18 protein-coding genes, 10 tRNA genes and 3 rRNA genes are annotated in these 26,444 nt (G+C 49.3%); 25 read left to right on the top strand and 6 right to left on the bottom strand.

The features are described from left to right. Window position 1 precedes the first annotated feature (1 nt). From LHUE1_RS03240 to ftsH, 7 genes are all read left to right on the top strand, one after another. Complete coding sequence (locus tag LHUE1_RS03240) at window positions 2–1,576, top strand: putative polysaccharide biosynthesis protein (protein WP_213291498.1); 1,575 nt, start codon at window positions 2–4, stop codon at window positions 1,574–1,576. A gap of 4 nt (window positions 1,577–1,580) precedes the next feature. Then, the gene (locus tag LHUE1_RS03235; protein WP_049170376.1) at window positions 1,581–1,844 is read left to right on the top strand and encodes an RNA-binding S4 domain-containing protein; all 264 of its coding nucleotides are present in this window, start codon (window positions 1,581–1,583) and stop codon (window positions 1,842–1,844) included. A gap of 92 nt (window positions 1,845–1,936) precedes the next feature. After that, complete coding sequence (locus LHUE1_RS03230) at window positions 1,937–2,338, top strand: FtsB family cell division protein (protein WP_025013382.1); 402 nt, start codon at window positions 1,937–1,939, stop codon at window positions 2,336–2,338. A gap of 208 nt (window positions 2,339–2,546) precedes the next feature. Beyond that, window positions 2,547–3,032 (top strand): S1 domain-containing RNA-binding protein, encoded by a 486-nt coding sequence (locus LHUE1_RS03225; RefSeq protein ID WP_010491293.1) that lies wholly within the window; start codon window positions 2,547–2,549, stop codon window positions 3,030–3,032. A gap of 103 nt (window positions 3,033–3,135) precedes the next feature. Then, the gene (gene tilS / locus LHUE1_RS03220; protein ID WP_049170377.1) at window positions 3,136–4,443 is read left to right on the top strand and encodes a tRNA lysidine(34) synthetase TilS; all 1,308 of its coding nucleotides are present in this window, start codon (window positions 3,136–3,138) and stop codon (window positions 4,441–4,443) included. Then, on the top strand, window positions 4,443–4,988 hold the full coding sequence (gene hpt / locus LHUE1_RS03215) for a hypoxanthine phosphoribosyltransferase (protein ID WP_049170394.1): 546 nt from the start codon (window positions 4,443–4,445) through the stop codon (window positions 4,986–4,988). Before tilS ends, hpt begins: the two co-directional genes overlap by 1 nt. A 61-nt stretch (window positions 4,989–5,049) precedes the next feature. Beyond that, entirely contained in the window at window positions 5,050–7,197 is a 2,148-nt protein-coding gene (ftsH, locus tag LHUE1_RS03210; RefSeq protein WP_049170380.1) for an ATP-dependent zinc metalloprotease FtsH, read from the top strand. 81 nt (window positions 7,198–7,278) lie between these two features. Here the strand turns inward: ftsH and LHUE1_RS03205 are convergent, their stop codons facing one another. Further along, the gene (locus LHUE1_RS03205; RefSeq protein ID WP_049170383.1) at window positions 7,279–7,914 is read right to left on the bottom strand and encodes an NADPH-dependent FMN reductase; all 636 of its coding nucleotides are present in this window, start codon (window positions 7,912–7,914) and stop codon (window positions 7,279–7,281) included. A gap of 269 nt (window positions 7,915–8,183) precedes the next feature. On the opposite strand from LHUE1_RS03205, the gene hslO reads away from it, so the two are divergent. From hslO to LHUE1_RS03115, 18 genes are all read left to right on the top strand, one after another. Further along, the gene (hslO, locus tag LHUE1_RS03200; protein ID WP_049170386.1) at window positions 8,184–9,068 is read left to right on the top strand and encodes an Hsp33 family molecular chaperone HslO; all 885 of its coding nucleotides are present in this window, start codon (window positions 8,184–8,186) and stop codon (window positions 9,066–9,068) included. Between the two features lie 62 nt (window positions 9,069–9,130). Further along, on the top strand, window positions 9,131–10,132 hold the full coding sequence (dusB, locus tag LHUE1_RS03195) for a tRNA dihydrouridine synthase DusB (protein ID WP_049170387.1): 1,002 nt from the start codon (window positions 9,131–9,133) through the stop codon (window positions 10,130–10,132). A gap of 148 nt (window positions 10,133–10,280) precedes the next feature. Continuing rightward, window positions 10,281–11,780 (top strand): lysine--tRNA ligase, encoded by a 1,500-nt coding sequence (gene lysS / locus LHUE1_RS03190; protein WP_025013390.1) that lies wholly within the window; start codon window positions 10,281–10,283, stop codon window positions 11,778–11,780. Window positions 11,781–12,196: 416 nt separating this feature from the next. Then, window positions 12,197–13,766 (top strand): 16S ribosomal RNA (locus tag LHUE1_RS03185). A gap of 90 nt (window positions 13,767–13,856) precedes the next feature. Then, window positions 13,857–13,930, top strand: a tRNA-Ile gene (locus tag LHUE1_RS03180). A gap of 34 nt (window positions 13,931–13,964) precedes the next feature. After that, a tRNA-Ala gene (locus tag LHUE1_RS03175) sits at window positions 13,965–14,037 on the top strand. Window positions 14,038–14,198: 161 nt separating this feature from the next. Then, window positions 14,199–17,116: ribosomal RNA gene (locus LHUE1_RS03170) — 23S ribosomal RNA — on the top strand. 197 nt (window positions 17,117–17,313) lie between these two features. Then, a 5S ribosomal RNA gene (gene rrf / locus LHUE1_RS03165) occupies window positions 17,314–17,430 on the top strand. The 16S, 23S and 5S rRNA genes sit together here with 10 tRNA genes alongside, the layout of an rRNA operon. Before the next feature lie 8 nt (window positions 17,431–17,438). Then, a tRNA-Val gene (locus LHUE1_RS03160) sits at window positions 17,439–17,511 on the top strand. Between the two features lie 2 nt (window positions 17,512–17,513). Further along, a tRNA-Lys gene (locus tag LHUE1_RS03155) sits at window positions 17,514–17,586 on the top strand. 15 nt (window positions 17,587–17,601) lie between these two features. Next, window positions 17,602–17,684, top strand: a tRNA-Leu gene (locus tag LHUE1_RS03150). A gap of 69 nt (window positions 17,685–17,753) precedes the next feature. Beyond that, window positions 17,754–17,825 (top strand) — tRNA-Gly (locus LHUE1_RS03145). Window positions 17,826–17,836: 11 nt separating this feature from the next. Continuing rightward, window positions 17,837–17,922: transfer RNA gene (locus LHUE1_RS03140), tRNA-Leu, on the top strand. Window positions 17,923–17,932: 10 nt separating this feature from the next. Then, window positions 17,933–18,006: transfer RNA gene (locus tag LHUE1_RS03135), tRNA-Arg, on the top strand. A 53-nt stretch (window positions 18,007–18,059) separates the two neighbouring features. Then, window positions 18,060–18,131 (top strand) — tRNA-Gly (locus LHUE1_RS03130). Between the two features lie 4 nt (window positions 18,132–18,135). Further along, window positions 18,136–18,209: transfer RNA gene (locus LHUE1_RS03125), tRNA-Pro, on the top strand. Window positions 18,210–18,334: 125 nt separating this feature from the next. Beyond that, the gene (locus LHUE1_RS03120; protein ID WP_049170416.1) at window positions 18,335–18,802 is read left to right on the top strand and encodes a CtsR family transcriptional regulator; all 468 of its coding nucleotides are present in this window, start codon (window positions 18,335–18,337) and stop codon (window positions 18,800–18,802) included. 38 nt (window positions 18,803–18,840) lie between these two features. Then, window positions 18,841–21,348 (top strand): ATP-dependent Clp protease ATP-binding subunit, encoded by a 2,508-nt coding sequence (locus LHUE1_RS03115; protein WP_047105387.1) that lies wholly within the window; start codon window positions 18,841–18,843, stop codon window positions 21,346–21,348. Between the two features lie 105 nt (window positions 21,349–21,453). Here LHUE1_RS03115 and LHUE1_RS03110 read toward each other — a convergent pair whose 3' ends face one another. The 5 genes from LHUE1_RS03110 to LHUE1_RS03090 all read right to left on the bottom strand — a co-directional run bounded on the left by LHUE1_RS03110 (window position 21,454) and on the right by LHUE1_RS03090 (window position 26,287). Next, entirely contained in the window at window positions 21,454–21,966 is a 513-nt protein-coding gene (locus LHUE1_RS03110) for an acyl-CoA thioesterase (protein WP_160312068.1), read from the bottom strand. A 59-nt stretch (window positions 21,967–22,025) separates the two neighbouring features. Then, on the bottom strand, window positions 22,026–23,222 hold the full coding sequence (locus tag LHUE1_RS03105) for a thiolase family protein (protein WP_049170419.1): 1,197 nt from the start codon (window positions 23,220–23,222) through the stop codon (window positions 22,026–22,028). Between the two features lie 178 nt (window positions 23,223–23,400). Then, on the bottom strand, window positions 23,401–24,582 hold the full coding sequence (locus LHUE1_RS03100; protein WP_213291499.1) for an RNA-guided endonuclease InsQ/TnpB family protein: 1,182 nt from the start codon (window positions 24,580–24,582) through the stop codon (window positions 23,401–23,403). Window positions 24,583–24,942: 360 nt separating this feature from the next. Then, complete coding sequence (locus tag LHUE1_RS03095; RefSeq protein ID WP_049170316.1) at window positions 24,943–25,617, bottom strand: 3-oxoacid CoA-transferase subunit B; 675 nt, start codon at window positions 25,615–25,617, stop codon at window positions 24,943–24,945. After that, a complete protein-coding gene (locus LHUE1_RS03090) occupies window positions 25,607–26,287 on the bottom strand; it encodes a CoA transferase subunit A (protein WP_047105389.1) in 681 nt (226 codons plus the stop codon). The genes LHUE1_RS03095 and LHUE1_RS03090 overlap by 11 nt, the downstream gene beginning before the upstream one ends. Window positions 26,288–26,444 lie beyond the last annotated feature (157 nt).

The following is a 26,444-nucleotide window of genomic DNA, read 5'->3' as shown; positions in this document are numbered from 1 at the left end:
CATGCATAATCAACAAATGAAGTATTTAATGCGCGGTGCCTGGATCTTGAGCCTCAGCTCACTGATTGCCAAGATCCTCAGCGCAGTTTACCGGGTGCCATTTCAGAATATGGTTGGCGACACGGGATTTTACGCTTATCAGCAAATCTACCCTATCTACGGGCTAGGGATGACGTTTGCGTTGTCCGGATTTCCGGTTTATATTTCCAAACTTGTCGCGGAAGCTGACGGTGACGAAGCAAAGTTAACGGTGGCTCACCAGAGCAACGTGATTTTGAACTGGGTTTCGTGGGCGTTGTTTTTGGGCCTTGAATTTTTTGGTCAGGAAATTGCCCGCGCGATGGCTGATCCCGAATTGTTACCGTTAATCCAAATCGTGGCGTTTATGTTCCTGACGATGCCGGTTTTGGCGACAGGACGCGGTTATTTTCAAGGCACTTTTGATATGGTGAAAACGGCCACGAGCCAAGTGGTTGAGCAGATTGTTCGGGTTGGCGTGATTTTACTAGCCGCATGGTGGTTCGTCCAATATCATTGGAGTGTCTACCAGATGGGTGCTATTGCCATGAGCGGGGCCTTTTTTGGCGGCTTGGCAGCAGTGCTGACATTGTGGCGGCCGTATCACCGGGTATTTGGTCGTCGCCGCTTTCGTTTTCCTGGCGTTCAGGCATATGCCCACCTGATTAGTCGCTTCGTCAGGGAAGGCGGCGCGATTACACTGTATGCCGCGCTGCTGATTTTGTTACAACTGGTTGACAGCTTCACAGTGACAAAAGGCTTGACCAGTTCCGGTATTGCTATGGCAACGGCCAAAAGTTTAAAAGGGATCTATGACCGTGGCCAACCCCTTGTCCAGCTAGGGCTTGTGGTGGCGGCTTCACTGTCCACAACTTTGCTGCCTAGTCTGACCCAGGCGCGCCAGCTACAGCAACGTCGGCAATTCATTCAACGTGGCGCAGAATTGGTGCATTTTAATCTAGCCTTTGCGCTTGCGGCGACTTCTGGGTTGGCTGTTTTGATGCCGGCAATTGATTTACTGCTTTTTGGCGATACCGCCGGCGCGTTTGTCTTACAACTGTATGCCATTGCGATTGCCGTTGTTGCCATGATTAATGCGTATAACGCCATCTTGCAGAGCTTGGATCGGTATAAGGGCATTAGCGTGGCGCTGCTGATCGGTATTTTGATCAAGGCCGGGATTAACCAGCCGCTGGTTGCCCGGTTTGGGACGGCCGGCGCCAGTGGTGCGACCATTCTGGCATTGGGCGTGATCCTTTGCTTGATTTATTATGCCGTTCCTGAGACGATCAAAGGCAGAAGTGCGCTGCGGCTGTTTGTGCCAAAATTGCTTGTGGTAACCGGTCTCATGGTGTTGACGGTTTACCTGGCAGTGGGGTGGATTCCGTTGAGCTCACGGCTGGTTGCGCTTGGCGTTACCATATTAGGCGTGGTTCTCGGCGTCATCGTCTTTTTGCTGACAGGTACCTGGTTCAAACTTTTGACGTTGCGCGAAATGCTTGATCTGCCCGGCGGTAAAAAGTATTTAAAATTTGTACGAAAAATAAAAGCGAGGTAAAGATATGCGGTTAGACAAGTTTCTCAAAGTTTCCCGAATTATCAAACGACGCACCGCGGCAAAAGAGATTGCCGACAAAGGACGCATCACGATCAATGGTAAAGTGGCCAAATCCAGTAGCGACGTGAGTGTAGGCGACACGCTGGTCATTAACTTTGGCAACAAAACACTGACGGTGCGCGCCGATGATTTGGTCGAAACAACCAAGAAAAACGATGCGGCAGACATGTACACGGTGCTGAAAGAAAATTATAAAGAAACATTTTAATGCGGATTTGTTGGTCTGTAGCCCCTTTGATTTGTTATACTTGATTTACTGAAGTCGTAACACGTGGCTGGTGAAAACGAGGGTGCGATCAGATGGCAAAGAATAATATCAGTCAATTAAATAATGCGTATACGCGTGAGCACACAGCAAAAAAGCAGCGTGCGCCCAAGTCCCGGGCACACGCGGTACATATGAAACGCATTCGGAATTTGCTGATTCTGATGGTGGTAATTTTAGGTCTGGGGGGCTTTAGTGTGGTTCGGACGCAAATGACACTGGGTGAAACCAATCATGCCGTGACGAAAGCCAAGGCTAACTTGGATAAACTAAAGGCCAACAAAGCCGCACTTAAAGTCCAGGTTGATCAGCTCCACAATGATGACTACACGGCCAAATTGATTCGGGAGAAATATCTGTATTCAAAACCCGGTGAGGTGATTTTCAACTTGCCGGATAAAGCCAATAAGATTCCGAATCTGAACGTCAGTCAATGAGCTTTTTGACCCTGATTGGCGCAGTTTTTGTGTCGGCGAATGGATCTTGTCATGTTTCGGTAGTTTGTTGGTTTGTGATTGAGTGGTATGCTTGAAGCGTGCGCGAGTGGCATACAGTTTTGATTGTGACAGGTTCACGCGCTGCTTGCGTGTCTTGTTACCCATGCTATACTTATAGACACATTTAATTAGGAGGACTTCTTTTTTTATGGCAGTTGAAGTTGGTACGAAAGTGACTGGTAAGGTCACCGGGATCACGAAATTCGGTGCATTCGTTGAGTTAGGCGATGGGAAAACCGGATTGGTGCATATCAGCGAGGTCTCTGATGCTTATGTCAAAGACATTCATGATGTGTTGCATGTTGGCGAACCGGTGACGGTTAAAGTTCTTTCGATCCAAGATGGTAAGATTGGCCTGTCTATCCGGAAAGCGGTTGATAAGCCGCAACAGCGTGAACATGAGAACAATCATCATGAAGGCCGGCACGCGCCATCAGCGCATCCGGGCAATAATCGGTTCCAGGGTGGTGCCCGCAATGGTGGCAATCACTTTGGTCATAAAGCTCAACAACCGGCTAAAGGTGATTTTGACGCGATGATGTCCGGTTATTTGAAAGAAAGCGAAGATCGGTTAAGTGTTCTTCGTCGTAATACCGAAGGCAAACGCGGCGGCCGAGGCGGTCGGCGCAGTTAGAAATCGGGTCTGGGACAAATTATGATTTGTTCTGGGCCTATTTTCTTGGATTGTCTTTTTTGACTGACTTAATGCTGAGACGAGGTTAACGTGGAGGAGACGTATGAGCCCGAAACTTTTTCAAACATTCGGTTTCGCACCGCATACCCGTGTGCTTGTGGCCGTTTCCGGCGGCGTTGACTCAATGGTGCTGTTGGATCTGGCGGTTCGGGCACCGGATCTGGATGTAATTGTGGCCACTTTTGATCACCGCTTGCGGCCGGAAAGTCGCCAGGAACAAGCATTTGTGGTGGCGGCTGCAGCGCGGTATCATGTTCCCGTTGTCACCGGTGTTTGGCACCGCGAGTCGACGGATACTGCGAGCGAAGCGGCGGCGCGTCAGGCACGCTATGAGTTTTTGGCTGCAAGTGCCGAGACACAGCATGCGACCGTGGTCATGACTGCCCATCATGCCGATGACCAACTTGAAACAGTCTTGTTTCGGCTGGGGCGTTCCGGTGATCCGGCCGTGTTGGTTGGCATTCGGGCGGATCAGTCGTGGCATGGGAAACGGTTGGTTCGCCCCTTATTAGGTTATAGTAAGGCCGCGCTTCGTGCATATGCTCAGGCGCACGACATTGAATTTCGTGATGATGCCTCGAATAACGATACCCGTTATGCTCGCAATCAATTGCGCCACGAGGTCATTCCCGCCTATAAAAGGCAAAATCCGCAATTGTTGGCGCACATTCAACGGTTTACGGTGGAGCAAGCAGGGATGCTGGCACTGGCAGATGCTGAAGTCAGTCGATGGCAGCAGCGGTTGCAAGTGGATCCGGTGACGATTGACTGGCAAGCAGCAACGCGTCTGCCAAAAGCGGTGCAGTTTGTGCTTTTAAAAAGGATGTTGCGGCAGTGGCAGCCCGAAGTTGACGAAAAACTACTGCCAGAGGTTATGCACCATTTGTTTGCTCAAAGCGAACACCGCTTTGATCTTGGCATCGGTGTCATCATTGCCGTTCAGAACGGCCGGATCAGGAAACTGGTTTTACAACCGGCAATGACCCCAGTGACGTTTACGCAGATTGGGCAGACTGTGAAAACCCCGCGTGGAACGTTTAGTTTACAAACAGAGGCATTGCATTGCAAAGGCGTGCCGGTACAGGTGCGGTTGCCGGTGACATTGCGTACCCGTCAAGCCGGTGATCAAGTTCGGCTGCCAAATGGGGTGACCCAGAAATTGCGGCGTTTTTTTATTAATGAAAAAGTTCCGGCAAGTCAACGTGATCAATTACTTTTATTGGCGCAGGACCATCAGGTTTTTTGGATTGAAGGTCAGCCTTTAGAACGATTGTCGCCCCCAGCTCAAACTGATATACTCCATGTTGTACTGGTGCACTCGCCAGATGTTGACAGAAGTGAGGATAGATGATGAATCCCGATATTTTAAAGGTGTTGTACTCTCAAGACGACATCCATGCCATCACGGCGCGGCTCGGCGCTGAACTCAAGCACGATTACGCAGGGAAGAATCCCTTAGTGGTGTGCATCTTAAAAGGTGCCATTATGTTCATGACTGATCTTGTCCGTGAGATTGATGACTATATGGAACTTGACTTTATGGATGTGTCTAGCTACGGTGACGCGACCGAATCTAGCGGCGAAGTCAAGATTATCAAGGATCTTGATGCAAGTGTGAAGGATCGGAACGTTTTGATCGTAGAAGATATTGTCGATACCGGTCGAACCCTGAAATACTTAACCGATATCTTTAAAACCCGTAAAGCGAAGTCTGTGCGGATTTGCGCCTTGATGGACAAGCCGGAGGGACGCGTGGTCGATGTTCAGGCAGATTACGTGGGAACCACGGTGCCTAATGAGTTTGTGGTCGGTTATGGTTTGGATTACGCAGAACGTTATCGTAATTTGCCTTATATTGGGGTATTAAAACCAGAAGTCTACGCGGCAAAATCTTAATCTGTGCGCCGGGTTTGTGGTAGTATATAAGGTACTAATTGAATGTTGCCGGAGGTTCTAAATGAAGAAAAAACAAAACGGCCTGTTCAGTAGCACACTAACGTATATCATCATTTTTGTGCTGCTGGTCACCGGTTTTGCGTATTATATGCGCGATAATGGGACAACATCGTCCCAAGAAATTGAAACAAGCACCTTCATGTCCGAATTAAAGAAGGACAATGTCAAGAGTTATTCGCTCCAGCCATCTGGCGGCGTTTACAAAGTCAGCGGTGAATATAAGAAGGCCCAGAAGTCTTCCGGTGCGAATAATTCACTGAGTTTATTTGGCAATCAGACGACCAAGGTGACGAAGTTCTCCACCTATATTCCGACGAACGACGCGACTTTGAGCCAGATTCAGAAGATGACCAGTGCTAACAATGTTAAAACGGATACCCAGGAAGAATCACAGTCTGGGGTCTGGTTTAGCTTACTGATCACGGTTGTGCCGATTGTCATCATGATGATCTTCTTCTATATGATGATGAATCAGGCTGGCCAAGGCGGCGGTTCTGGTCGGGTCATGAGTTTTGGCAAGTCACGCGCTAAGCAGGCAGATAAAAATGCCAACAAAGTGCGGTTCTCCGATGTTGCCGGTGCCGAAGAAGAGAAGCAGGAACTGGTTGAAGTGGTTGAGTTCCTGAAGGATCCGCGGAAGTTCTCGGCATTGGGTGCCCGCATCCCAGCCGGTGTGCTGCTTGAGGGTCCTCCTGGTACTGGTAAAACCTTGCTAGCCAAGGCGGTTGCCGGTGAAGCCGGTGTACCGTTCTTCTCGATTTCCGGTTCTGACTTCGTTGAAATGTTCGTGGGTGTCGGGGCTTCCCGTGTTCGTGATCTTTTTGACCAAGCCAAAAAAGCAGCGCCTTCGATCATCTTCATCGATGAAATTGATGCGGTTGGTCGTCAGCGTGGTGCCGGAATGGGCGGCGGCCATGACGAACGTGAGCAGACATTGAACCAGTTGCTGGTTGAAATGGACGGGTTTACCGGTAATGAAGGCGTTATTGTCATTGCCGCAACCAACCGTTCTGATGTCCTTGATCCGGCGTTGCTACGTCCAGGCCGATTTGACCGGAAGATTCTGGTTGGCCGTCCGGATGTTAAGGGCCGTGAAGCGATTTTGAAAGTGCACGCGAAGAACAAGCCGCTTGCACCGAATGTTGACCTTAAAGAAATTGCGCGGCAAACGCCTGGTTTTGTCGGGGCTGATTTGGAAAACCTGCTGAATGAAGCGGCCTTGGTTGCTGCAAGACGAAGCAAGAAAGCCATTGATGCTGCCGATGTGGATGAAGCGGAAGATCGGGTTATTGCCGGTCCGGCGAAGAAAGACCGGGTCATCAGTCCAAAAGAACGCAATATGGTGGCCTTCCACGAAGCCGGACACGCGATTGTCGGTCTGGTCTTAAGCGACTCGCGAACTGTGCGTAAGGTTACGATTATTCCGCGTGGTCGTGCAGGTGGGTATGCGATTATGCTGCCAAAAGATGATCAATTCTTGCTGACCAAGAAGGAATTGACCGAACAGATTGTCGGCTTACTTGGTGGTCGGACAGCCGAAGAAATTATCTTCGGGGTCGAATCCACCGGAGCGTCCAATGACTTTGAACAGGCAACCCAAATTGCCCGGAGCATGGTCACTCAGTACGGGATGTCCGATCGCCTGGGAACGGTTCAACTCGAAACCGAGGGCCAGCCATTCCTTGGTGCTCAGTATGGCCAGACACCACCTTATTCTGAGACGACAGCAACGGCGATTGATGATGAAGTGCGGCGGATCATTGACGAAGCCCATAAGCAGGCTTACGAGATTATTCAGGCCCACCGTCAGCAGCATAAGCTGATTGCTGAAGCTTTACTCAAGTACGAAACCTTAAACGAAAAGGAAATCCTCAGCTTGTTCAACGATGGCAAGATGCCAGAACGCGATCAAGACGAATTCCCAAGCGAAAAGGCCGCTACTTTCGAAGAATCCAAAGCAGCGCTTGAACACAAAGATAAAGAGAAGCAAGCGGATGAAGAAGCCAATGCTAAGTCCGAATCTGATTCCCAGGCCAGCCAAGATCATGCCAGCCAGGATGATGATACAGGCGGCCTCGAAAAGCCAGATGATACGTCGGCTGACAGTGGTTCTTCAGACAACAATGAACATCAGGATCCGCAAGCGTAACAAAAAAACACCACCAACTTGGGCGGTGTTTTTTTGTTACGCATTATCATGAAAAATTTCAGAGGTCAGCTGTGGTTTGAGTCACTTTGTCGCCGAGGTTTGGTTAGCTGCAGTATCGCTAACTAGTGGTTGGTACGGGTGTTCCTTAAGTAAGCGTGTGTAAAAGCCAATATCGTGCATCGTCTCGTGCAAGCGCCGGGCAAAATGCTGGCTGTTCGCGGCAGCGAAATTGATCTGCCCGTTTTCGTCAAAACACGGATCGGCCGACCAAAGTAACGTCGGCGTGGGGAGGACGATCATTTTCAGCATTTGTAAAATCGGCACTAAACTGGCTGCTGCCAGCATACCGCCATCAGAAAAATGCGAATACCCAATGATTTGAACAGGTTTATGTTCAACTTCCGGACCGATTAGATCCAAGGCATTTTTTAAACCGCCGGGTAGCGCGTGATCGTATTCTGGCGTTAATATCACGTAACCATCCTGGTTGGCCACCGCAGTTAACCATTTTGTTTCGATTGGGGTTGGCTCTTGAATCGGATCTTCGAGTGGCGTTTCGGGATGGTCATAAAGTGGCAACGGATAATCCCGAAGATCAAGCCACGTGTAATGAACCTCTGATGTGTCGGGAAATGCTTGTTTTAAATAATTGAAAATGCGTGCACCTAGCGCATTTTTTCGGGTTGTACCTAGGATAACGCCGATATGACTGATCAAAAATACCAAGTCCTTTCAAGGTTAATTAATAATTTTATTTTACGCGTTTTTCGAAATCAAGAAGGCATTCGGCGCAATTTTCGTGATGAAGATTGACATAGTGCGCATAGGCATCGCCAATGGGGAAAAACGTGTAAACCCGAAACCTACTTTGACTTAAATGGTGCCGTTGGGCTTCAATCGGGCATACTGATGAGTACACTGACTTTTCAATAGCGCACATTTTTGGTAGAATAGCCACGTTTAACTTTCAGAAAAGAGGACCCAACATGAGTGACTATATCGCGAGCGCATTGTCGCGTGATACGCATTTTCGAATTTTTGCTGTCGATGCGACGGAGACAGTACGCGAGGCGCAACGCCGTCATGATACTTGGAGTGCGGCGTCGGCGGCACTGGGACGGACGCTGGTTGCAACGGCGTTATTGTCCGCTTCAGGATTAAAAAACCGTGATGACATGCTGACGGTGCGCATTAAGGGAGATGGCCCGGTTGGTTCTATCATCACCGATGGCACAGAGATCGGCACGGTTCGCGGCTATGTGCAAGAGCCGCACGTCAATTTGCCGCTCAACCTTGTCGGAAAAATCGACGTCGCCCGTGCTGTCGGTAAACATGGCATGCTTGCAGTCACCAAAGATATCGGGATCGGTGAACCATTTACCGGCCAAGTGCCGCTGGTATCAGGCGAATTAGCCGAGGATTTCACGTATTATCTGGCAAAATCCGAACAAATTCCTGCCGCAGTGGGATTATCCGTTTTCGTCAACGCCGACAACTCGGTTCAGGTCGCTGGCGGCTTCATGCTACAGGCGTTGCCGGGGGCCGATGATGCAGAATTGTCCGCACTGGAAGCCAACGTCAAAACATTGCCGCTTGTGTCGGAACTTTTAAAAAGCGGCCTGACACCAGAGCAAATTATTCAACGTATCGCTGGGGATGCACCGGTGCAATTCCTGGATACCCAGTCACTGCGGTTTGCATGTAATTGTTCTAAAGCCCATTTTGGCGATATCATGGCAACCTTGCCGCATGAACAATTACAGGAAATGATTGATGAAGATGGCGGTGCGGAGACGACCTGCAAGTTTTGCGGTAATCAGTATCATTACAGCGTTGCGGATCTTGAAGCATTAATAGCCCGACACGAATAGTTGCGATTTTTGCTTATTTTAAGTAAAGTTAGCATCGCGAAAGCAAGAAAGAGGTGGCTTGTATGTGGCATATTGCCAATGTTGAAATTCCCAATCGACTCGTTGTTGCCCCGATGGCCGGGGTTACCAATGCGGCCTTTCGGGTAACCGCCAAAGAATTCGGTGCGGGTCTGGTCGTGTGCGAAATGATCAGTGACCGTGGAATTATGTACAAGAATAAGAAAACGTTGAGTATGATGTTTGTGGATCCGCGGGAACATCCAATTTCAATTCAGATTTTTGGCGGGACCAAAGAAACCTTAGTTAATGCGGCGAAATTCATCGACCAAAATACCGCGGCAGATATTATTGATATCAATATGGGCTGCCCGGTTCCTAAAGTCACTAAAACTGACGCAGGTGCTCATTGGTTGCTGGACCCGGAAAAGGTTTATGAAATGGTTGCGGCAGTCACCGATGCCGTTTCCAAGCCGGTCACCGTCAAGATGCGAACCGGCTGGGATGAAGACCACATTTATGCGGTTCAAAATGCGCTGGCGGCCGAGCGTGGTGGTGCAGCAGCGCTGGCGATGCATGGCCGTACGCGTAAGCAGCTTTATTCCGGACATGCGGATTGGAATATTTTAAAAGAAGTTAAGCAACATCTGACGATCCCGTTTATGGGCAACGGTGATGTACGGACACCGCAAGATGCCAAACGCATGCTTGAAGAAGTCGGTGCCGATGCCGTGATGGTCGGTCGCGCAGCGTTAGGGAATCCTTGGGTCTTGAAACAGATGGCAGCATATCTGGATGACGGCGAGTTGATTCCGGAACCGACACCACGGGAAAAAATTGCAACTGCCAAGTTACAGCTACAACGGCTGGTTGACTTACACGGTGAGCATCAGGCCGTGCGCGAATTCCGGATGCAGGCAGCTTATTATTTGAAAGGCATCCCGCGTTCAGCGAAGACCAAAGCAGCCGTTAACATGGTTGATACGCAAGCTGAAGTAAATCATATTTTTGACGATTTTGTTGAGCAGACCGAAGCGCGCGCCCGCGAGCGTCAGCGCAGTCATTAACTTACTAGAGCTTTAGACGAAAAAGACGTTCTGCGATGATTTGTTGGCTAATCAATCATTGAGAGCGTCTTTTAATGCTTAGAAGGTTGCTTTTTCGCAGTAAAATTGTCATCATCAAAGAGTGCTATAAATTGGAACGGAGGAACATGTGTTGGCTAAGGAAAACGGACAGCAACCAGAAATGAACGATCAGATGATTGCGCGGCGGGAAAAGATGGAAGCCTTGCGCGAAGCAGGGATTGATCCATTCGGTCATCGGTTTGATCGAACCCACTCGGCAGCGCAAGTGCGCGAAGACTTCGGTGAAGACGACAAGGAAACGTTGCTTGAAGAAAAACCGAAAGTGACGATCGCAGGACGCATGATGTCCAAACGTGGCAAGGGTAAAGTCGGATTTGCAGATATCCGTGATCGTAGTGGCAAAATGCAGATCTACGTTCGTAAAGATGTTGTCGGCGATGAGAACTACATGATTTTCAAGAAGGCCGATCTTGGCGACATTCTTGGTATCAGTGGCGAAGTCATGAAAACCGATTCCGGCGAGCTGACGGTCAAAGCCAACCATGTTACCCACTTGGCTAAGGCATTACGGCCATTACCGGACAAGTGGCATGGCTTGACGGACGTTGAGCAGAAGTACCGCAAACGTTATTTGGATCTTATTTCCAACCCTGACAGTTTTGACCGGTTTGTTAAACGGACCAAAATTGTGAGTGCTGTTCGTGAATATTTAGATAACCACGGCTTCCTTGAAGTCGAGACGCCGGTGTTGCATAACCAAGCCGGTGGCGCCAATGCCCGTCCGTTCATCACGCATCACAATGCACTGGATATCGATCTTTATCTACGAATCGCGCTTGAACTACATCTGAAGCGGCTCATTGTCGGTGGGATGGAACGAGTTTACGAAATTGGTCGGGTTTTCCGTAATGAAGGCATTGATACCAAACATAATCCGGAATTCACCGAGCTTGAAACCTACGCAGCTTACTGGGATCTGACCGACGTCATGACTGAAACCGAGGGCATTTTCCGTTTTGCTGCTCATAAGGTTCTTGATTCCGGTAAATTAACCTATCAAGGCATGGACATCGACCTAGATGCGCCGTTTGCCCGCATTAACATGGTCGACGCCATTAAAGATAAAACCGGCGTGGACTTTTGGCCGGAAATGAGCGTTGATGATGCGCGCAAGTTGGCAGACGAACATGATGTCCATTACGAGCCTTATTGGAAGGTCGGTCACATTATCAGTGCCTTCTTTGACCAGTTTGTTGAATCAACACTGATTCAACCGACTTTCATTACCGGACATCCAATCGAAGTGTCCCCTCTTGCAAAGAAAAACCCTAAGGATCCTCGTTTTGTCGAACGGTTCGAACTTTTTGTCGGCGGTGGGGAATACGCCAATGCCTTCACTGAATTGAACGATCCAATTGACCAGCGCCAACGGTTTGAAGCCCAGGCAGCAGAAAAGAGCGCAGGCAATGAGGAAGCGCAAGGTATCGATGATGATTATGTTGAGGCATTGGAATACGGCATGCCGCCAACTGGTGGCTTAGGCATCGGTATCGATCGTCTTGTCATGCTGTTGACAGATGCGCCTTCAATTCGCGATGTCCTTTTGTTCCCGACATTGCGCCCATAACCTAAACTTATGTGTCGCCATTTTGGCGGCACTTTTTGTTTTCCGAAAGATTGCGCTGTGAGTAAGTTTATTATAGGCTTATTCACGAATGAAAATCCCCAATGGCACACATAATATACGGATAGTATTTTTATTTAAAAAAGTTGTTGACGATGGCGCAAACCGTTGGTATGATAATAAGCGTCGTAAATGAGCAACGCTGATGTGCTTCAAAGCATCAGAAAAAGTTATTGACAGGTATTGCTTGCCTGTGATAATATATCAAAGTTGTCTTTTGACAAGGTCGTCCTTTGAAAACTGAACAAAGTTTCGTTTAAATGTGCAGGGTCCTTGATACTCCGGTATCGAGGCAAAAAGTAACATTTGCGAAGTCAATTCGCTAGAACAACAAATCGAGCTATTCGAACAGCTCATATTTATATGAGAGTTTGATCCTGGCTCAGGATGAACGCTGGCGGCGTGCCTAATACATGCAAGTCGAACGAGTTTTGGTCGATGAACGGTGCTTGCACTGTGATTCAACTTAAAACGAGTGGCGGACGGGTGAGTAACACGTGGGTAACCTGCCCTTAAGTGGGGGATAACATTTGGAAACAGATGCTAATACCGCATAAATCCAAGAACCGCATGGTTCTTGGCTGAAAGATGGCGTAAGCTATCGCTTTTGGATGGACCCGCGGCGTATTAGCTAGTTGGTGAGGTAACAGCTCACCAAGGCGATGATACGTAGCCGAACTGAGAGGTTGATCGGCCACATTGGGACTGAGACACGGCCCAAACTCCTACGGGAGGCAGCAGTAGGGAATCTTCCACAATGGACGCAAGTCTGATGGAGCAACGCCGCGTGAGTGAAGAAGGCTTTCGGGTCGTAAAACTCTGTTGTTGGAGAAGAATGGTCGGCAGAGTAACTGTTGTCGGCGTGACGGTATCCAACCAGAAAGCCACGGCTAACTACGTGCCAGCAGCCGCGGTAATACGTAGGTGGCAAGCGTTATCCGGATTTATTGGGCGTAAAGCGAGCGCAGGCGGTTTTTTAAGTCTGATGTGAAAGCCCTCGGCTTAACCGAGGAAGCGCATCGGAAACTGGGAAACTTGAGTGCAGAAGAGGACAGTGGAACTCCATGTGTAGCGGTGAAATGCGTAGATATATGGAAGAACACCAGTGGCGAAGGCGGCTGTCTGGTCTGTAACTGACGCTGAGGCTCGAAAGCATGGGTAGCGAACAGGATTAGATACCCTGGTAGTCCATGCCGTAAACGATGAATGCTAGGTGTTGGAGGGTTTCCGCCCTTCAGTGCCGCAGCTAACGCATTAAGCATTCCGCCTGGGGAGTACGACCGCAAGGTTGAAACTCAAAGGAATTGACGGGGGCCCGCACAAGCGGTGGAGCATGTGGTTTAATTCGAAGCAACGCGAAGAACCTTACCAGGTCTTGACATCTTTTGATCACCTGAGAGATCAGGTTTCCCCTTCGGGGGCAAAATGACAGGTGGTGCATGGTTGTCGTCAGCTCGTGTCGTGAGATGTTGGGTTAAGTCCCGCAACGAGCGCAACCCTTATGACTAGTTGCCAGCATTCAGTTGGGCACTCTAGTAAGACTGCCGGTGACAAACCGGAGGAAGGTGGGGATGACGTCAAATCATCATGCCCCTTATGACCTGGGCTACACACGTGCTACAATGGATGGTACAACGAGTTGCGAGACCGCGAGGTCAAGCTAATCTCTTAAAGCCATTCTCAGTTCGGACTGTAGGCTGCAACTCGCCTACACGAAGTCGGAATCGCTAGTAATCGCGGATCAGCACGCCGCGGTGAATACGTTCCCGGGCCTTGTACACACCGCCCGTCACACCATGAGAGTTTGTAACACCCGAAGCCGGTGGCGTAACCCTTTTAGGGAGCGAGCCGTCTAAGGTGGGACAAATGATTAGGGTGAAGTCGTAACAAGGTAGCCGTAGGAGAACCTGCGGCTGGATCACCTCCTTTCTAAGGAAACAGACTTTAAGTCTGACGGAAACCTGCACACACGAAACTTTGTTTAGTTTTGAGGGGACGACCTCTCTTTTTACGCCTATCGGGCCTATAGCTCAGTTGGTTAGAGCGCACGCTTGATAAGCGTGAGGTCGATGGTTCAAGTCCATCTAGGCCCATCAAGCGTTCGCTTGTTAATTGAACAACCCTTATGGGGGATTAGCTCAGCTGGGAGAGCGCCTGCTTTGCAAGCAGGAGGTCATCGGTTCGATCCCGTTATCCTCCATTGGCCGTCAGGCCAATTCACCGACGCAAGTCGGCGACTTTGTTCTTTGAAAACTGGATATCATTGTTGTAAATGTTTTAAATTGCCGAGAACACAGCGTATTTGTATGAGTTTCTAATATAGAAATTCGCATCGCATAACCGCTGACGCAAGTCAGTACAGGTTAAGTTACAAAGGGCGCACGGTGGATGCCTTGGCACTAGGAGCCGATGAAGGACGGAACTAATACCGATATGCTTCGGGGAGCTATAAGTAAGCTTTGATCCGGAGATTTCCGAATGGGGGAACCCAGTACACATCAGTGTATTGCCTGCAAGTGAATTCATAGCTTGTTGGCGGCAGACGCGGGGAACTGAAACATCTCAGTACCCGCAGGAAGAGAAAGAAAACTCGATTCCCATAGTAGCGGCGAGCGAAGTGGGAAGAGCCCAAACCGAGAAGCTTGCTTCTCGGGGTTGTAGGACTGGACATTGGAGTTACCAAAGTTCGACGTAGTCGAAGTCAGCTGGAAAGCTGCGCCATAGAAGGTGAAAGCCCTGTAAGCGAAACGGCGGACCCTCCGTCCAGGATCCTGAGTACGGCGGAACACGTGAAATTCCGTCGGAATCCGGGAGGACCATCTCCCAAGGCTAAATACTCCCTAGTGACCGATAGTGAACCAGTACCGTGAGGGAAAGGTGAAAAGCACCCCGGAAGGGGAGTGAAACAGTTCCTGAAACCGTGTGCCTACAATTAGTCAAAGCCCGTTAAGGGGTAATGGCGTGCCTTTTGTAGAATGAACCGGCGAGTTACGTTTGCCTGCGAGGTTAAGATGAAAAGTCGGAGCCGGAGCGAAAGCGAGTCTGAACAGGGCGAATGAGTAGGCAGATGTAGACCCGAAACCAAGTGACCTACCCATGACCAGGTTGAAGGTGTGGTGAAACACACTGGAGGACCGAACCCATGTATGTTGAAAAATGCTGGGATGAGTTGTGGGTAGCGGTGAAATTCCAAACGAACTTGGAGATAGCTGGTTCTCTCCGAAATAGCTTTAGGGTTAGCCTCGGAGGATGGATCATGGAGGTAGAGCACTGTTTGAACTAGGGGCCCATCAAGGGTTACTGAATTCAGATAAACTCCGAATACCATCGATCTTACTCCGGGAGTCAGACAGTGAGCGATAAGGTCCATTGTCGAAAGGGGAACAGCCCAGATCACCAGTTAAGGTCCCTAAATTTATGCTAAGTGGAAAAGGATGTGGCGTTGCACAGACAACTAGGATGTTGGCTCAGAAGCAGCCACCATTTAAAGAGTGCGTAATAGCTCACTAGTCGAGTGGCACTGCGCCGAAAATATACCGGGGCTAAGCATAATACCGAAACTGTGGGTGCACCCGTCAGGGTGCGCGGTAGGAGAGCGTTCTAAGGGCGTTGAAGGTCGATCGTGAGGACGGCTGGAGCGCTTAGAAGTGAGAATGCCGGCATGAGTAGCGAAAGATCAGTGAGAATCTGATCCACCGTATGACTAAGGTTTCCTGGGGAAGGCTCGTCCTCCCAGGGTTAGTCGGGATCTAAGGCGAGGCCGCAAGGCGTAGCCGATGACAAGCAGGTTGAGATTCCTGCACTAGTTTATTTTGTTTAAGCGATGGAGGGACGCAGGAGGCTAAGGAAAGCGCACGGCTGGAAAAGTGCGTCCAAGCCGCAAGTCTGGTGGCGAGTGAAATGCTTGCGACCATAAGGACAAGCGGTGATGGGGAGCGAAATTAAAGTAGCGAAGTTCCTGATGTCACACTGCCAAGAAAAGCTTCTAGTGAGAAATAAACTACCCGTACCGCAAACCGACACAGGTAGTCGAGGAGAGTATCCTCAGGTGAGCGAGCGAACTCTCGTTAAGGAACTCGGCAAAATGACCCCGTAACTTCGGAAGAAGGGGTGCTGACCGCAAGGTCAGCCGCAGTGAATAGGCCCAAACAACTGTTTATCAAAAACACAGGTCTCTGCTAAATCGAAAGATGATGTATAGGGGCTGACGCCTGCCCGGTGCTGGAAGGTTAAGAGGATGAGTTAGCGCAAGCGAAGCCCAGAATTGAAGCCCCAGTAAACGGCGGCCGTAACTATAACGGTCCTAAGGTAGCGAAATTCCTTGTCGGGTAAGTTCCGACCCGCACGAAAGGCGTAATGATTTGGGCACTGTCTCAACGAGAGACTCGGTGAAATTATAGTACCCGTGAAGATGCGGGTTACCCGCGACAGGACGGAAAGACCCCATGGAGCTTTACTGTAGCTTGATATTGAGTGTTGGTACCGCTTGTACAGGATAGGTAGGAGCCGTAGAGATCGGAACGCTAGTTTCGATGGAGGCGTTGGTGGGATACTACCCTAGCTGTATGAACACTCTAACCCGCGCCACTAATCGTGGCGGGAGACAGTGTCAGGTAGGCAGTTTGACTGGGGCGGTCGCCTCCTAAAATGTAACGGAGGCGCCCAAAGGTTCCCTCAGAATGGTTGGAAATCATTCGCAGAGTGTAAAGGTAGAAGGGAGCTTGACTGCGAGACTGACAAGTCGAGCAGGGACGAAAGTCGGGCTTAGTGATCCGGTGGTTCCGTATGGAAGGGCCATCGCTCAACGGATAAAAGCTACCCTGGGGATAACAGGCTTATCTCCCCCAAGAGTCCACATCGACGGGGAGGTTTGGCACCTCGATGTCGGCTCATCGCATCCTGGGGCTGTAGTCGGTCCCAAGGGTTGGGCTGTTCGCCCATTAAAGCGGTACGCGAGCTGGGTTCAGAACGTCGTGAGACAGTTCGGTCCCTATCCGTCGCGGGCGCAGGAAATTTGAGAGGAGCTGTCCTTAGTACGAGAGGACCGGGATGGACGTTCCGCTGGTGTACCAGTTGTGCCGCCAGGCGCATCGCTGGGTAGCTATGAACGGAAGGGATAAACGCTGAAAGCATCTAAGTGTGAAGCCCCCCTCGAGATGAGATTTCCCATTCCTATATGGAAGTAAGACCCCTGAGAGATGATCAGGTAGATAGGCTGGAAGTGGAAGTGCAGCGATGCATGGAGCGGACCAGTACTAATCGGTCGAGGACTTAACCAAGTAGAGCGTGAGCAGGAGCGCTTAGAAACCGGAGCATAAGCGGGCCTGAGTTCGTTGGCCGGGTTTTGGCCAATGGACTCAGGGTCCTTATGTGGAGGTTTCTGCGACTGCGAACGCGTTTCGATGAAATACACTGGTTCCCGACAACACAAAAACAACAATGATAGCCAGTTTTGAGAGCGCAAAGTTCTCATAAGTGTGGTGGCGATAGCAAGAAGGATACACCTGTTCCCATGCCGAACACAGAAGTTAAGCTTCTTCACGCCGAGAGTAGTTGGTGGGAAACTGCCTGCGAGGGTAGGAAGCTGCCACGCTTACATATGGAGGATTAGCTCAGTTGGGAGAGCGTCTGCCTTACAAGCAGAGGGTCACAGGTTCGAGCCCTGTATCCTCCATTGAGCCGTTAGCTCAGTTGGTAGAGCAACTGACTTTTAATCAGTGGGTCGACAGTTCGAGCCTGTCACGGCTCATTTAACCCACCTTTTGCGGGTGTGGCGGAACTGGCAGACGCGCTAGATTTAGGTTCTAGTGGTTTTTGACCGTGGGGGTTCGAGTCCCTTCACCCGCATCGTATCTTGAACGGAATGCTCGGGTCTTTGAAGGCCGCTCCTCGGTCATAATTGAATAGGTTTGATATGCGGAAGTAGTTCAGTGGTAGAACATCACCTTGCCATGGTGGGGGTCGCGGGTTCGAATCCCGTCTTCCGCTTTTCACTTTATGCCGGGGTGGCGGAATTGGCAGACGCACAGGACTTAAAATCCTGCGGTCAGTGATGACCGTACCGGTTCGATCCCGGTCCTCGGCATTTTGTTGAAGCACCCATAGCGCAACTGGATAGAGTGTCTGACTACGAATCAGAAGGTTGTAGGTTCGACTCCTACTGGGTGCATCGTCGATCGCCTATGAAGCTAAGCTGGCGCCGATCAATTTAATATGCGGTATGCGGAAGTAGTTCAGTGGTAGAACATCACCTTGCCATGGTGGGGGTCGCGGGTTCGAATCCCGTCTTCCGCTTTACCGGGAAGTAGCTCAGCTTGGTAGAGCACTACGTTCGGGACGTAGGGGTCGCAAGTTCGAATCTTGTCTTCCCGATTCTTGGATCACGAAAAATCGTGGTCCTTTTTTCGTTTTCAAATGCAGAAATTTGTATAAACTGACCAATGCCAGTATAATGTGTAATAGTCAAGATTGGTCAAAGTCAAAAAGGATTGAACGACATGCAGCGTGAGAATATTTCGGACATTATTGAGGCTTATCTAAAAACGATACTGGCACAGGAGGCCGCCGTTGAAATACGGCGAGCCGAGATTGCGCGTCGTTTTAATTGCGTTCCTTCGCAAATCAATTATGTCATTAAGACCCGGTTTACACCGGCTCGCGGCTACATTGTTGAGAGTAAACGTGGTGGCGGGGGCTACATTCGCATCGTGAAGGTCAAATTGACAGATGATCAGGATTTCATTCAAATCATGCGGCAGCACATTCCCAAGCGCTTGCGGTTACGCGATGCACGTGATTTGATTCAGGAACTGTTTGACAATGGCCTTATTTCCCAGCAATCAGGTAATTTGTTGTTGGCGGTCATGAATCATGAGACTTTGGGCATTCTTGATCAAGGGACAGAAGAGCATTTACGGTCGCGCATGTTCCTTGCATTTTTGGATCGTTTGCGGTATGAAAGATAGAACAGTTTATAATTAGTTTTCTAAAAAGGAGCGTGCTTATGGACAACTTATTTACCCCTAGTGCTAAAAATGTTTTGCTTTTAGCCCAGGAACAAGCGAAGTATTTCCATCATCATGCTGTAGGCACTGAACATTTGCTTATGGCGTTGGTTATGGAAAAAGATGGAATCGCTGGTAAGACGCTGCGTCAGTTAGGGGTCACAGAGAATGATGTCCATGACGAGATCGAGCGCTTCACAGGGTATGGAACTGTTGATGCCGCCGGTCAAGCTAGCGATAGTTATTTGCCTTATTCACCAAAGGGTAAGGAAATTCTGGCGTTTGCCGGCGACGAAGCAAAGCGCTTAGGTGCTTTGAAGATCGGCACCGAGCATATTCTGCTGGGGTTGCTTCGTGAAGACGATATTCTAGCCGCGCGGATTCTCCAGAATCTGGGCCTCAGTCTTTCGAAGACACGACAAATGGTGTTTAAGAAAATGGGCATTGCGGACACCGCTGCCAAACGCCGGCCAATGGCGCGTGGCGGTGCGCGCCAAGATAGTCAAGGGACCCCGACACTTGATGGCCTTGCGCGCGATTTAACCCAAATGGCGCGGGAAAACCGGATGGATCCGGTGGTCGGCCGCGAAAAGGAAGTTCGGCGTCTGATTCAGATTCTGGCTCGGCGCACCAAGAACAACCCAGTGTTGATTGGTGAGCCAGGTGTCGGGAAAACCGCGATTGCGGAAGGCTTTGCCGAAAAGATTGTCGCTGGCAAAGTCCCGGATGACATGCTGAATAAGCGACTGATGATGCTGGATATGGGCTCACTGGTTGCTGGCACGAAGTATCGTGGTGAATTTGAAGATCGCCTGAAGAAAATCATTGATGAGATTTATAAAGATGGCAATGTCATTTTGTTCATTGATGAATTGCATACGCTAATCGGTGCGGGGGGTGCTGAAGGTGCCATTGACGCTTCCAACATTCTCAAGCCGGCCTTAGCTCGTGGCGAGTTGCAGTTGATCGGGGCAACAACCTTAGACGAATATCAAAAGTATATTGAAAAAGATGCTGCTTTGGAACGGCGGTTTGCGACCATCCAAGTCGATGAACCAACGGAAGAAGAAGCAGAACAGATTTTGAAAGGGCTGCGTCCACGGTATGAGGCGCATCATGGCGTCACGATTACTGATGAAGCTTTGCATGAAGCAGTTGTTTTGTCCTCACGTTACATTACAACGCGCTTCCTGCCTGACAAGGCGATCGACTTAGTTGACGAAAGTGCTGCCAAGGTACGATTAGATAAAGCTAATGTCGAGACCAAATCCGACAAGCTTCAGGACGAGCTGGCCAAGTTAGTCGCGGACAAAGAAGACGCGATTGATCATCAAGACTTCGAAACAGCGGCTACCATTCGCACCAAAGAGGCGGACGTTAAGGCCAAACTTGCCGATACGCCGGAACCCGTGAACGAAAGTGGCGTTCGAACCGATATCAAAGTGACAGGCGCCGATGTAGCAGAAGTTGTGTCACAATGGACCGGTGTGCCGGTTACCCAGTTGCAAAAGAAGGAATCCGAACGTTTGGTCAACCTGGAGAAGATTCTCCATCAACGGGTTGTTGGTCAGGATGAAGCTGTTTCCGCAGTTGCACGGGCCATCCGCCGGGCACGTTCTGGATTGAAAGATCCTACCCGCCCAATTGGTTCCTTCATGTTCCTTGGGCCAACCGGTGTCGGGAAAACCGAGCTGGCGAAGGCCCTAGCTGAAGCGATGTTTGGATCAGAGGATGCCATGATTCGGGTTGATATGTCCGAATACATGGAGAAATTCAGCACCAGTCGTCTGATTGGCGCGGCACCAGGTTATGTCGGTTACGATGAAGGCGGCCAGTTGACGGAAAAGGTTCGCAACAAGCCATATTCCGTTGTGCTGCTGGATGAAGTCGAAAAGGCGCATCCGGATGTCTTCAACATTTTGCTCCAAGTCTTAGATGATGGTTACTTGACCGATGCAAAGGGTCGTCGGGTTGATTTCCGTAATACGATTTTGATCATGACCAGTAACATCGGGGCAACTGCCATTCGCGACGATAAAACGGTTGGGTTTGGCGCCAAAGATCCAACCGCAGACTTCAAAGCCATGAAGAGTCGGATGTTAGATGAATTGAAGAAGAGTTTCCGTCCTGAATTCCTGAACCGAATTGATGAAACGGTTGTCTTCCACAGCCTGAACAAGGAAGAACTGCATGAGATCGTCAAGATCATGACCAAGACCGTGCTCAGTCGCATTAAGGATCAGGGAATCGATGTCAAAATTACGCCAGCAGGCATTGATGCCATCGCGGCTGCCGGATTCGATCCTGAATACGGTGCACGTCCGATTCGTCGGGCTTTGCAGACCGATGTTGAAGATCAACTGAGCGAGCTTTTGTTGACAGGCCAAGCTAAGACCGGTGATTTGATCCAAATCGGTGCCAAAAAAGGCAAGTTGACTTTTACCGTAAAGGAAAACAAAGGTAAGCATAAAGAAAACGGTGCTTCGAAGGAACCGGTTAAGGCGTAAGCGATAGGTCATTGACCTTTCGTAACACTGAAACTGGCCAACAATTAAGTAAAAAAGCAAGAGGCTCCAAGATCCTGAATACTAACGGGATCTTGGAGCCTCTTTTTAATTTTTCTGGGTTAGCGATTGTGGGTCGTCTTCCGCTGTCTCTAGCTGGCTGATGAACGCACGATTACGATCACGGCGCGCTTTGCGAGCGGTACGACGCTCAGGGTAGCCACTGAATAAGAGTCGTTCTTCTGCAGTTACCGGAGTGAAACTCGGCAGCGGTGTTGTTTGACCATCAACGACCACATAGGTGCTAAAAGCTGTGGTTGCCAAATAAGTCTTTCCGGTCGTTAACGTTTCTCCCATGACTCGACAGAAAACCTCAATTGATCTGGTACCGACTCCGGAGACGAATGCTGTCAGTGTGACGCTATCATTGGCAGCAATTGGATGGCGAAAATCTACCGAGTCAGTCGAAGCCGTAACCACAATTCGCTGACTGTATTTAACCGCCGCAATTGCGGAAACATCATCAATATAACTTAACAACTTACCGCCGAACAAGGTGTTATGAGCATTGGTGTCGCCAGGCAACACCAAGCGGGTCTGAATCACTTGGCGATCAGTCAAAATGCACCCCCTTTAGCGAAATGAGCTTACTTGGATAACCGCGAACCAGCAGTCAAACATTACGCAGTCGCCTCTGCAGTTTCTTCGTCTGGAATCATCTCATAAATGCCGGCTGCTCCCATGCCGCCACCAATACACATCGTGACCAACCCATAACGGCCGCCGGTGGCCTGCAAGTAGGAAAGAATCTTGCAGGTCAAAATCGCACCGGTTGCTCCCAACGGATGGCCAAGTGCCAAGGCACCGCCTCGTGGGTTGACTTTGTCGACAGGCAGATTGAGCTTATCAATGCAGACAAGCGACTGAGAGGCAAACGCTTCGTTTAATTCGATACTGTCCATGTCATCAATGGTTAAGCCTGTCCGGGCCATCACTTTTGGCACCGCATAGATCGGGCCAAGTCCCATAACGGCCGGATTGACGCCAGCTACGGCATAACCGACAAAACGGGCAATTGGCTTAACCCCTAACTCGGCAGCTTTGTCTGCTGACATCAAGATGACAAAGGCGGTCCCATCACTTAATGGTGAAGAAGTACCGGCTGTGACCTGACCACCATCTTCTTTAAAAGCGGGCGGCAAAGCGGCTAGTTGATCCATCGTTAGATTGCCACGGACCCCTTCATCTTTGTCGAAGACTTTAGTGTGACCTTCGATGTCGCCATAGTGAACAGGAATAATCTGATCATCAAAAGCATGAGCTTCCTGAGCCGCTGCAGCTTTATGATGACTGTGCATAGCAAATTCGTCCATTTTTTCGCGTGGCACCTGGAATTTTTCGGCAACTACTTCGGCGGTTAGCCCCATTGGCATATAGTCTTGAGGCTTTTCAGCTCGTAATGTCGGATTGATACCGGCCATATCAAAGGACATTGGTACCTGGCTCATGGATTCAACCCCGCCCGCAACAATGATATCAGCTTGATTAGCCATAATGGCGTTGGCCCCGGTTGCGATAGTTTGAATTCCTGATGAACAGAAACGATTAATGGTTTGAGCGGGTACCGAGTCTGGCAGGTTGGCGCGTTGAGAGATCATTCGGGCTACATTGAGTCCTTGAACATCTTCAGGTAATGCACAACCGACCATAACATCATCAATATCGTTGACGTCTAGTTGGGGAACTTTATTCAAAACTCCAGTCAAAACTTCTGCGGCATAATCAACCGGGTGTTCATTCGTCAAAGCACCTTTCAATGAGCGCCCTACGGCAGAGCGACCATAAGCGACAATGACAGCATCTTTTGTTTCAGGCATTTTATTTTCCTGCTATATAAAACGTGGAAGAATGTCTCTTTGACACCAATAAAGGTTTTATATATTTCCTTTCTTGATTGACAATCCTACATTTCATTTAGTCCCGTCAACAACGGTATTCCCACACTGAAATAAATCAGCCCGACAGTGACCGCCTCTTGAACTTTAAGGGTATAGCCTACCCCGTAACTTTTGATTTTGCATAAGCAATTAGATTTTCAACCGCATTTTCGTCTCGCCGCAACTTCACCCCGCACTGGTAACAATGATAGTCATCGTGACCAGTCTGATGTTTCAAGTTGCCGCTTAGCGTGACCCGTTCATCAGCAGTCTTCACATAACCGCAATTGGAACAACGTTGCGTACTGGGATAAAAACGATCCGCTAGCACTAACGTATTCCCATACCAGTCAGCCTTGTACTGCATGATCACTTTGAACTTGCCAAACAGGGATCGATGCAGATTCTTGGCGAGACGTTTATTCATGCGCATATGGTGATTATCCAGATCCTCAATCCCAATTAGGTCATAATCAGTGATAAGCTTCGTCGTAAACTTTTGCAGCAAATCCACTTGAATCCGTTCAACTCGTTGGTATTGACGCTTCAACTTGGTTCTCGTTGTACGATAAGCCTTAGAGTTAAAATGCTTGGGATTTACTTTCCGTTTGCGGGCTAATTGACGCTGATAATGAGCAATGCGGGCATAAAGTATTGGCAGACGCTCAGGTAAGGTGGGTTGAGTGGCATAGCCAGTTGCTGTTTGATAGTCAAACTTGCCGATGTTGGCATCAACCCCAGTAACCGTTAGAACCGGACGCTTTTCAACAGAAGTCTGAACCTCAATCGAAAACGAAGCGTAGTAACCATCCGCGTCTTGAACGACGCAAACTTGTTTCAGTTCTCCTTGCCAGCGCGGGTGCTCGGCTAGTTTGATGTCATACCAGGCACCAGCACTATGAAGTTTATCTAAACGTAACTTGCCATTCACAAGTCGCGCGCGATCCGTTTTGAATGTTTTGCGAGATCGCTTCTTAGATTTCCAGTTGGGCTTATCATGATCTGGCATCTTCGAATTGAAGTAGTTCTTCCAAGCCTTACCTAAATCGTTTACCGCGAGCTGCAAAACTCGGGCTGACTGTTCGTACTGCCAGTCGGTTTTGTTCCAAACCAGTTCATCGCGAACCTTGCGCTCATTAGGTCGCAGCGTTTTATCCGCCATTACCAGAGACGCGTCGTACATGACGTTCCACGTTTCTAAGGCTTGATTCCAGCAAAACCGGCGATAGTTAAACAATCGCTCCAGTTCACACCGCATGGTTGCGTTGGGATAGAGTTTAATCTTATGCGTTTTAATCAAAAGTTGTCACCTCCTCTCAATTAGCTGGTTAAACGCCGCTCGAGAGGGAGCTTGAAGTAGACGTTCAAACCAATACTAGCTAGCGGAACTTTGGTAAGAACCATCATACAGTACCGATTCAGGCTCTTGTCAATATATTTCGCAGATTAGCTTGGTTTGAACACACGGACAGCTTCCACTTAATTATTCTGTCCATGTTGTACCACTTGATTCCATATTGTTCGTCATATTTGAGTGCTGTTAACATCCTCCTTGAGTGAGCGTGAACTGGCGCGGGTAGAAGCCGGAGCGTAAGCGGCCATGGCCAGGTTTAGGCTGGCTTCTGCGCTGGTGAGCGCGTTATAAATAGATGCACTCCAATTAAACTTCAACAGCTTCATCAGCAATTTGGCTGACTTTCAGATTATCTGCAACGTTAAAGTGTGCTCCTGTTCTGGCCCGCACTTCATCTAGTGTTGTTTTAGGTGAAATTTCGGTCAGAACCATTCCGTGATCCGTAATATGGAAAACAGCCAGTTCCGTGATGATCTTGCTGACGCAATGTGCGCCGGTTAATGGGAAGGTACATTCGTCTAAGATTTTAATTTGACCTTTGGCGGTGTGTTCCATCGCGACGATGACTTCCTTCGCGCAAGTGACCAAATCCATCGCACCGCCGAAGCCCACCAACATCTTGTTCGGGATGATCCAGTTGGCGATGTTACCTTGGGCGTCGACTTGCACTGCGCCGAGAACTGTGACGTCTACCTTGCCACTGCGGATCAAACCGAATGCTTTGGCACTGTCGATGAATTGGCCGCCTGGCTTGATCGTTGCCGGCGAACCGCCAGCATCAAAAATATTGGGATTTTCCGGTTCGCCTGGTTTTGGTGCCGGACCGATATTAATGATGCCGTTTTCGCTTTGGAAGATAATGTGTTTGTCATCACTGATGAATTTTGGTATCAAGGTCGGAATGCCAATGCCTAAATTGACAATCTGACCATCTTCTAACTCATCGGCAACGCGTTTGGCGATATAAGTTCTACTGATCATGACGCATCCCCACTTTCACAATGCCATCGATGTAGATTCCTGAAACCGTGATGAGCTCAGATGGAATATCGCCCACCGGAACAATTTCTTCTGCTTCGACCACGGTATACTTCGATGCGGCCGGAACAAGTGCGCCAAAGCTCTTCATGGCACCTTCGATATAACAGTTGCCGTCGTAGTCGACTTTGGTGGCTTGCATGAAACCTACATCAGCATTTAAAGCTTCTTCCAGTAAATACTGGCGGCCGTTGAATTCTTTGACCTCTTTGCCTTCTGCCACCATCGTTCCGATGCCGACGGGGGTATAGAATCCGGGAATACCAGCACCGGCTGCGCGCAGACGCTCTGCAAATGTTCCTTGTGGCGTTAGCGTTAACTTGCCTTCTTTAAAGAACTTGGTTGCTGCGCGACTTGTGCGGACAAAAGTGGTGGTTAAGTGGCTTGCTCGTTCTGCAATTAACCGATCCAGCGTCGGCAGATACATGCCATTAGGTGCGTTTAAAGCAATATGCAAATCTTTGGCATCGCTGAAAAGATACAGCGCTTTCACCAGCTGAGCCGGATAACCCAGCGGTCCGAATCCGCCGAGGACGACAGTATCGCCGTCTTTAACTGGTTGAATGGCTTCAATTGGCCACATCAACTTATCTGTTTTTGTTTCGACAGCCATAACGAGACTCCTTTCTAAAAAAAGCTTGCTTTCTTATTTCCATGGTTAGCATATTGAAAAGGCTTTAGCGATGGAATGACAAACCAAAATGGGTGTCCAAAAATGGACATTTGCTTTTTCTGTGTGTTTAAAATCAGTGTTTCACAAAATCTGGCAT

The organism is Lacticaseibacillus huelsenbergensis (assembly GCF_029726355.1).
In the GTDB taxonomy this organism is placed as follows: Bacteria; Bacillota; Bacilli; order Lactobacillales; family Lactobacillaceae; genus Lacticaseibacillus; species Lacticaseibacillus casei.
This window is presented reverse-complemented; position numbering and strand designations above follow the sequence as displayed.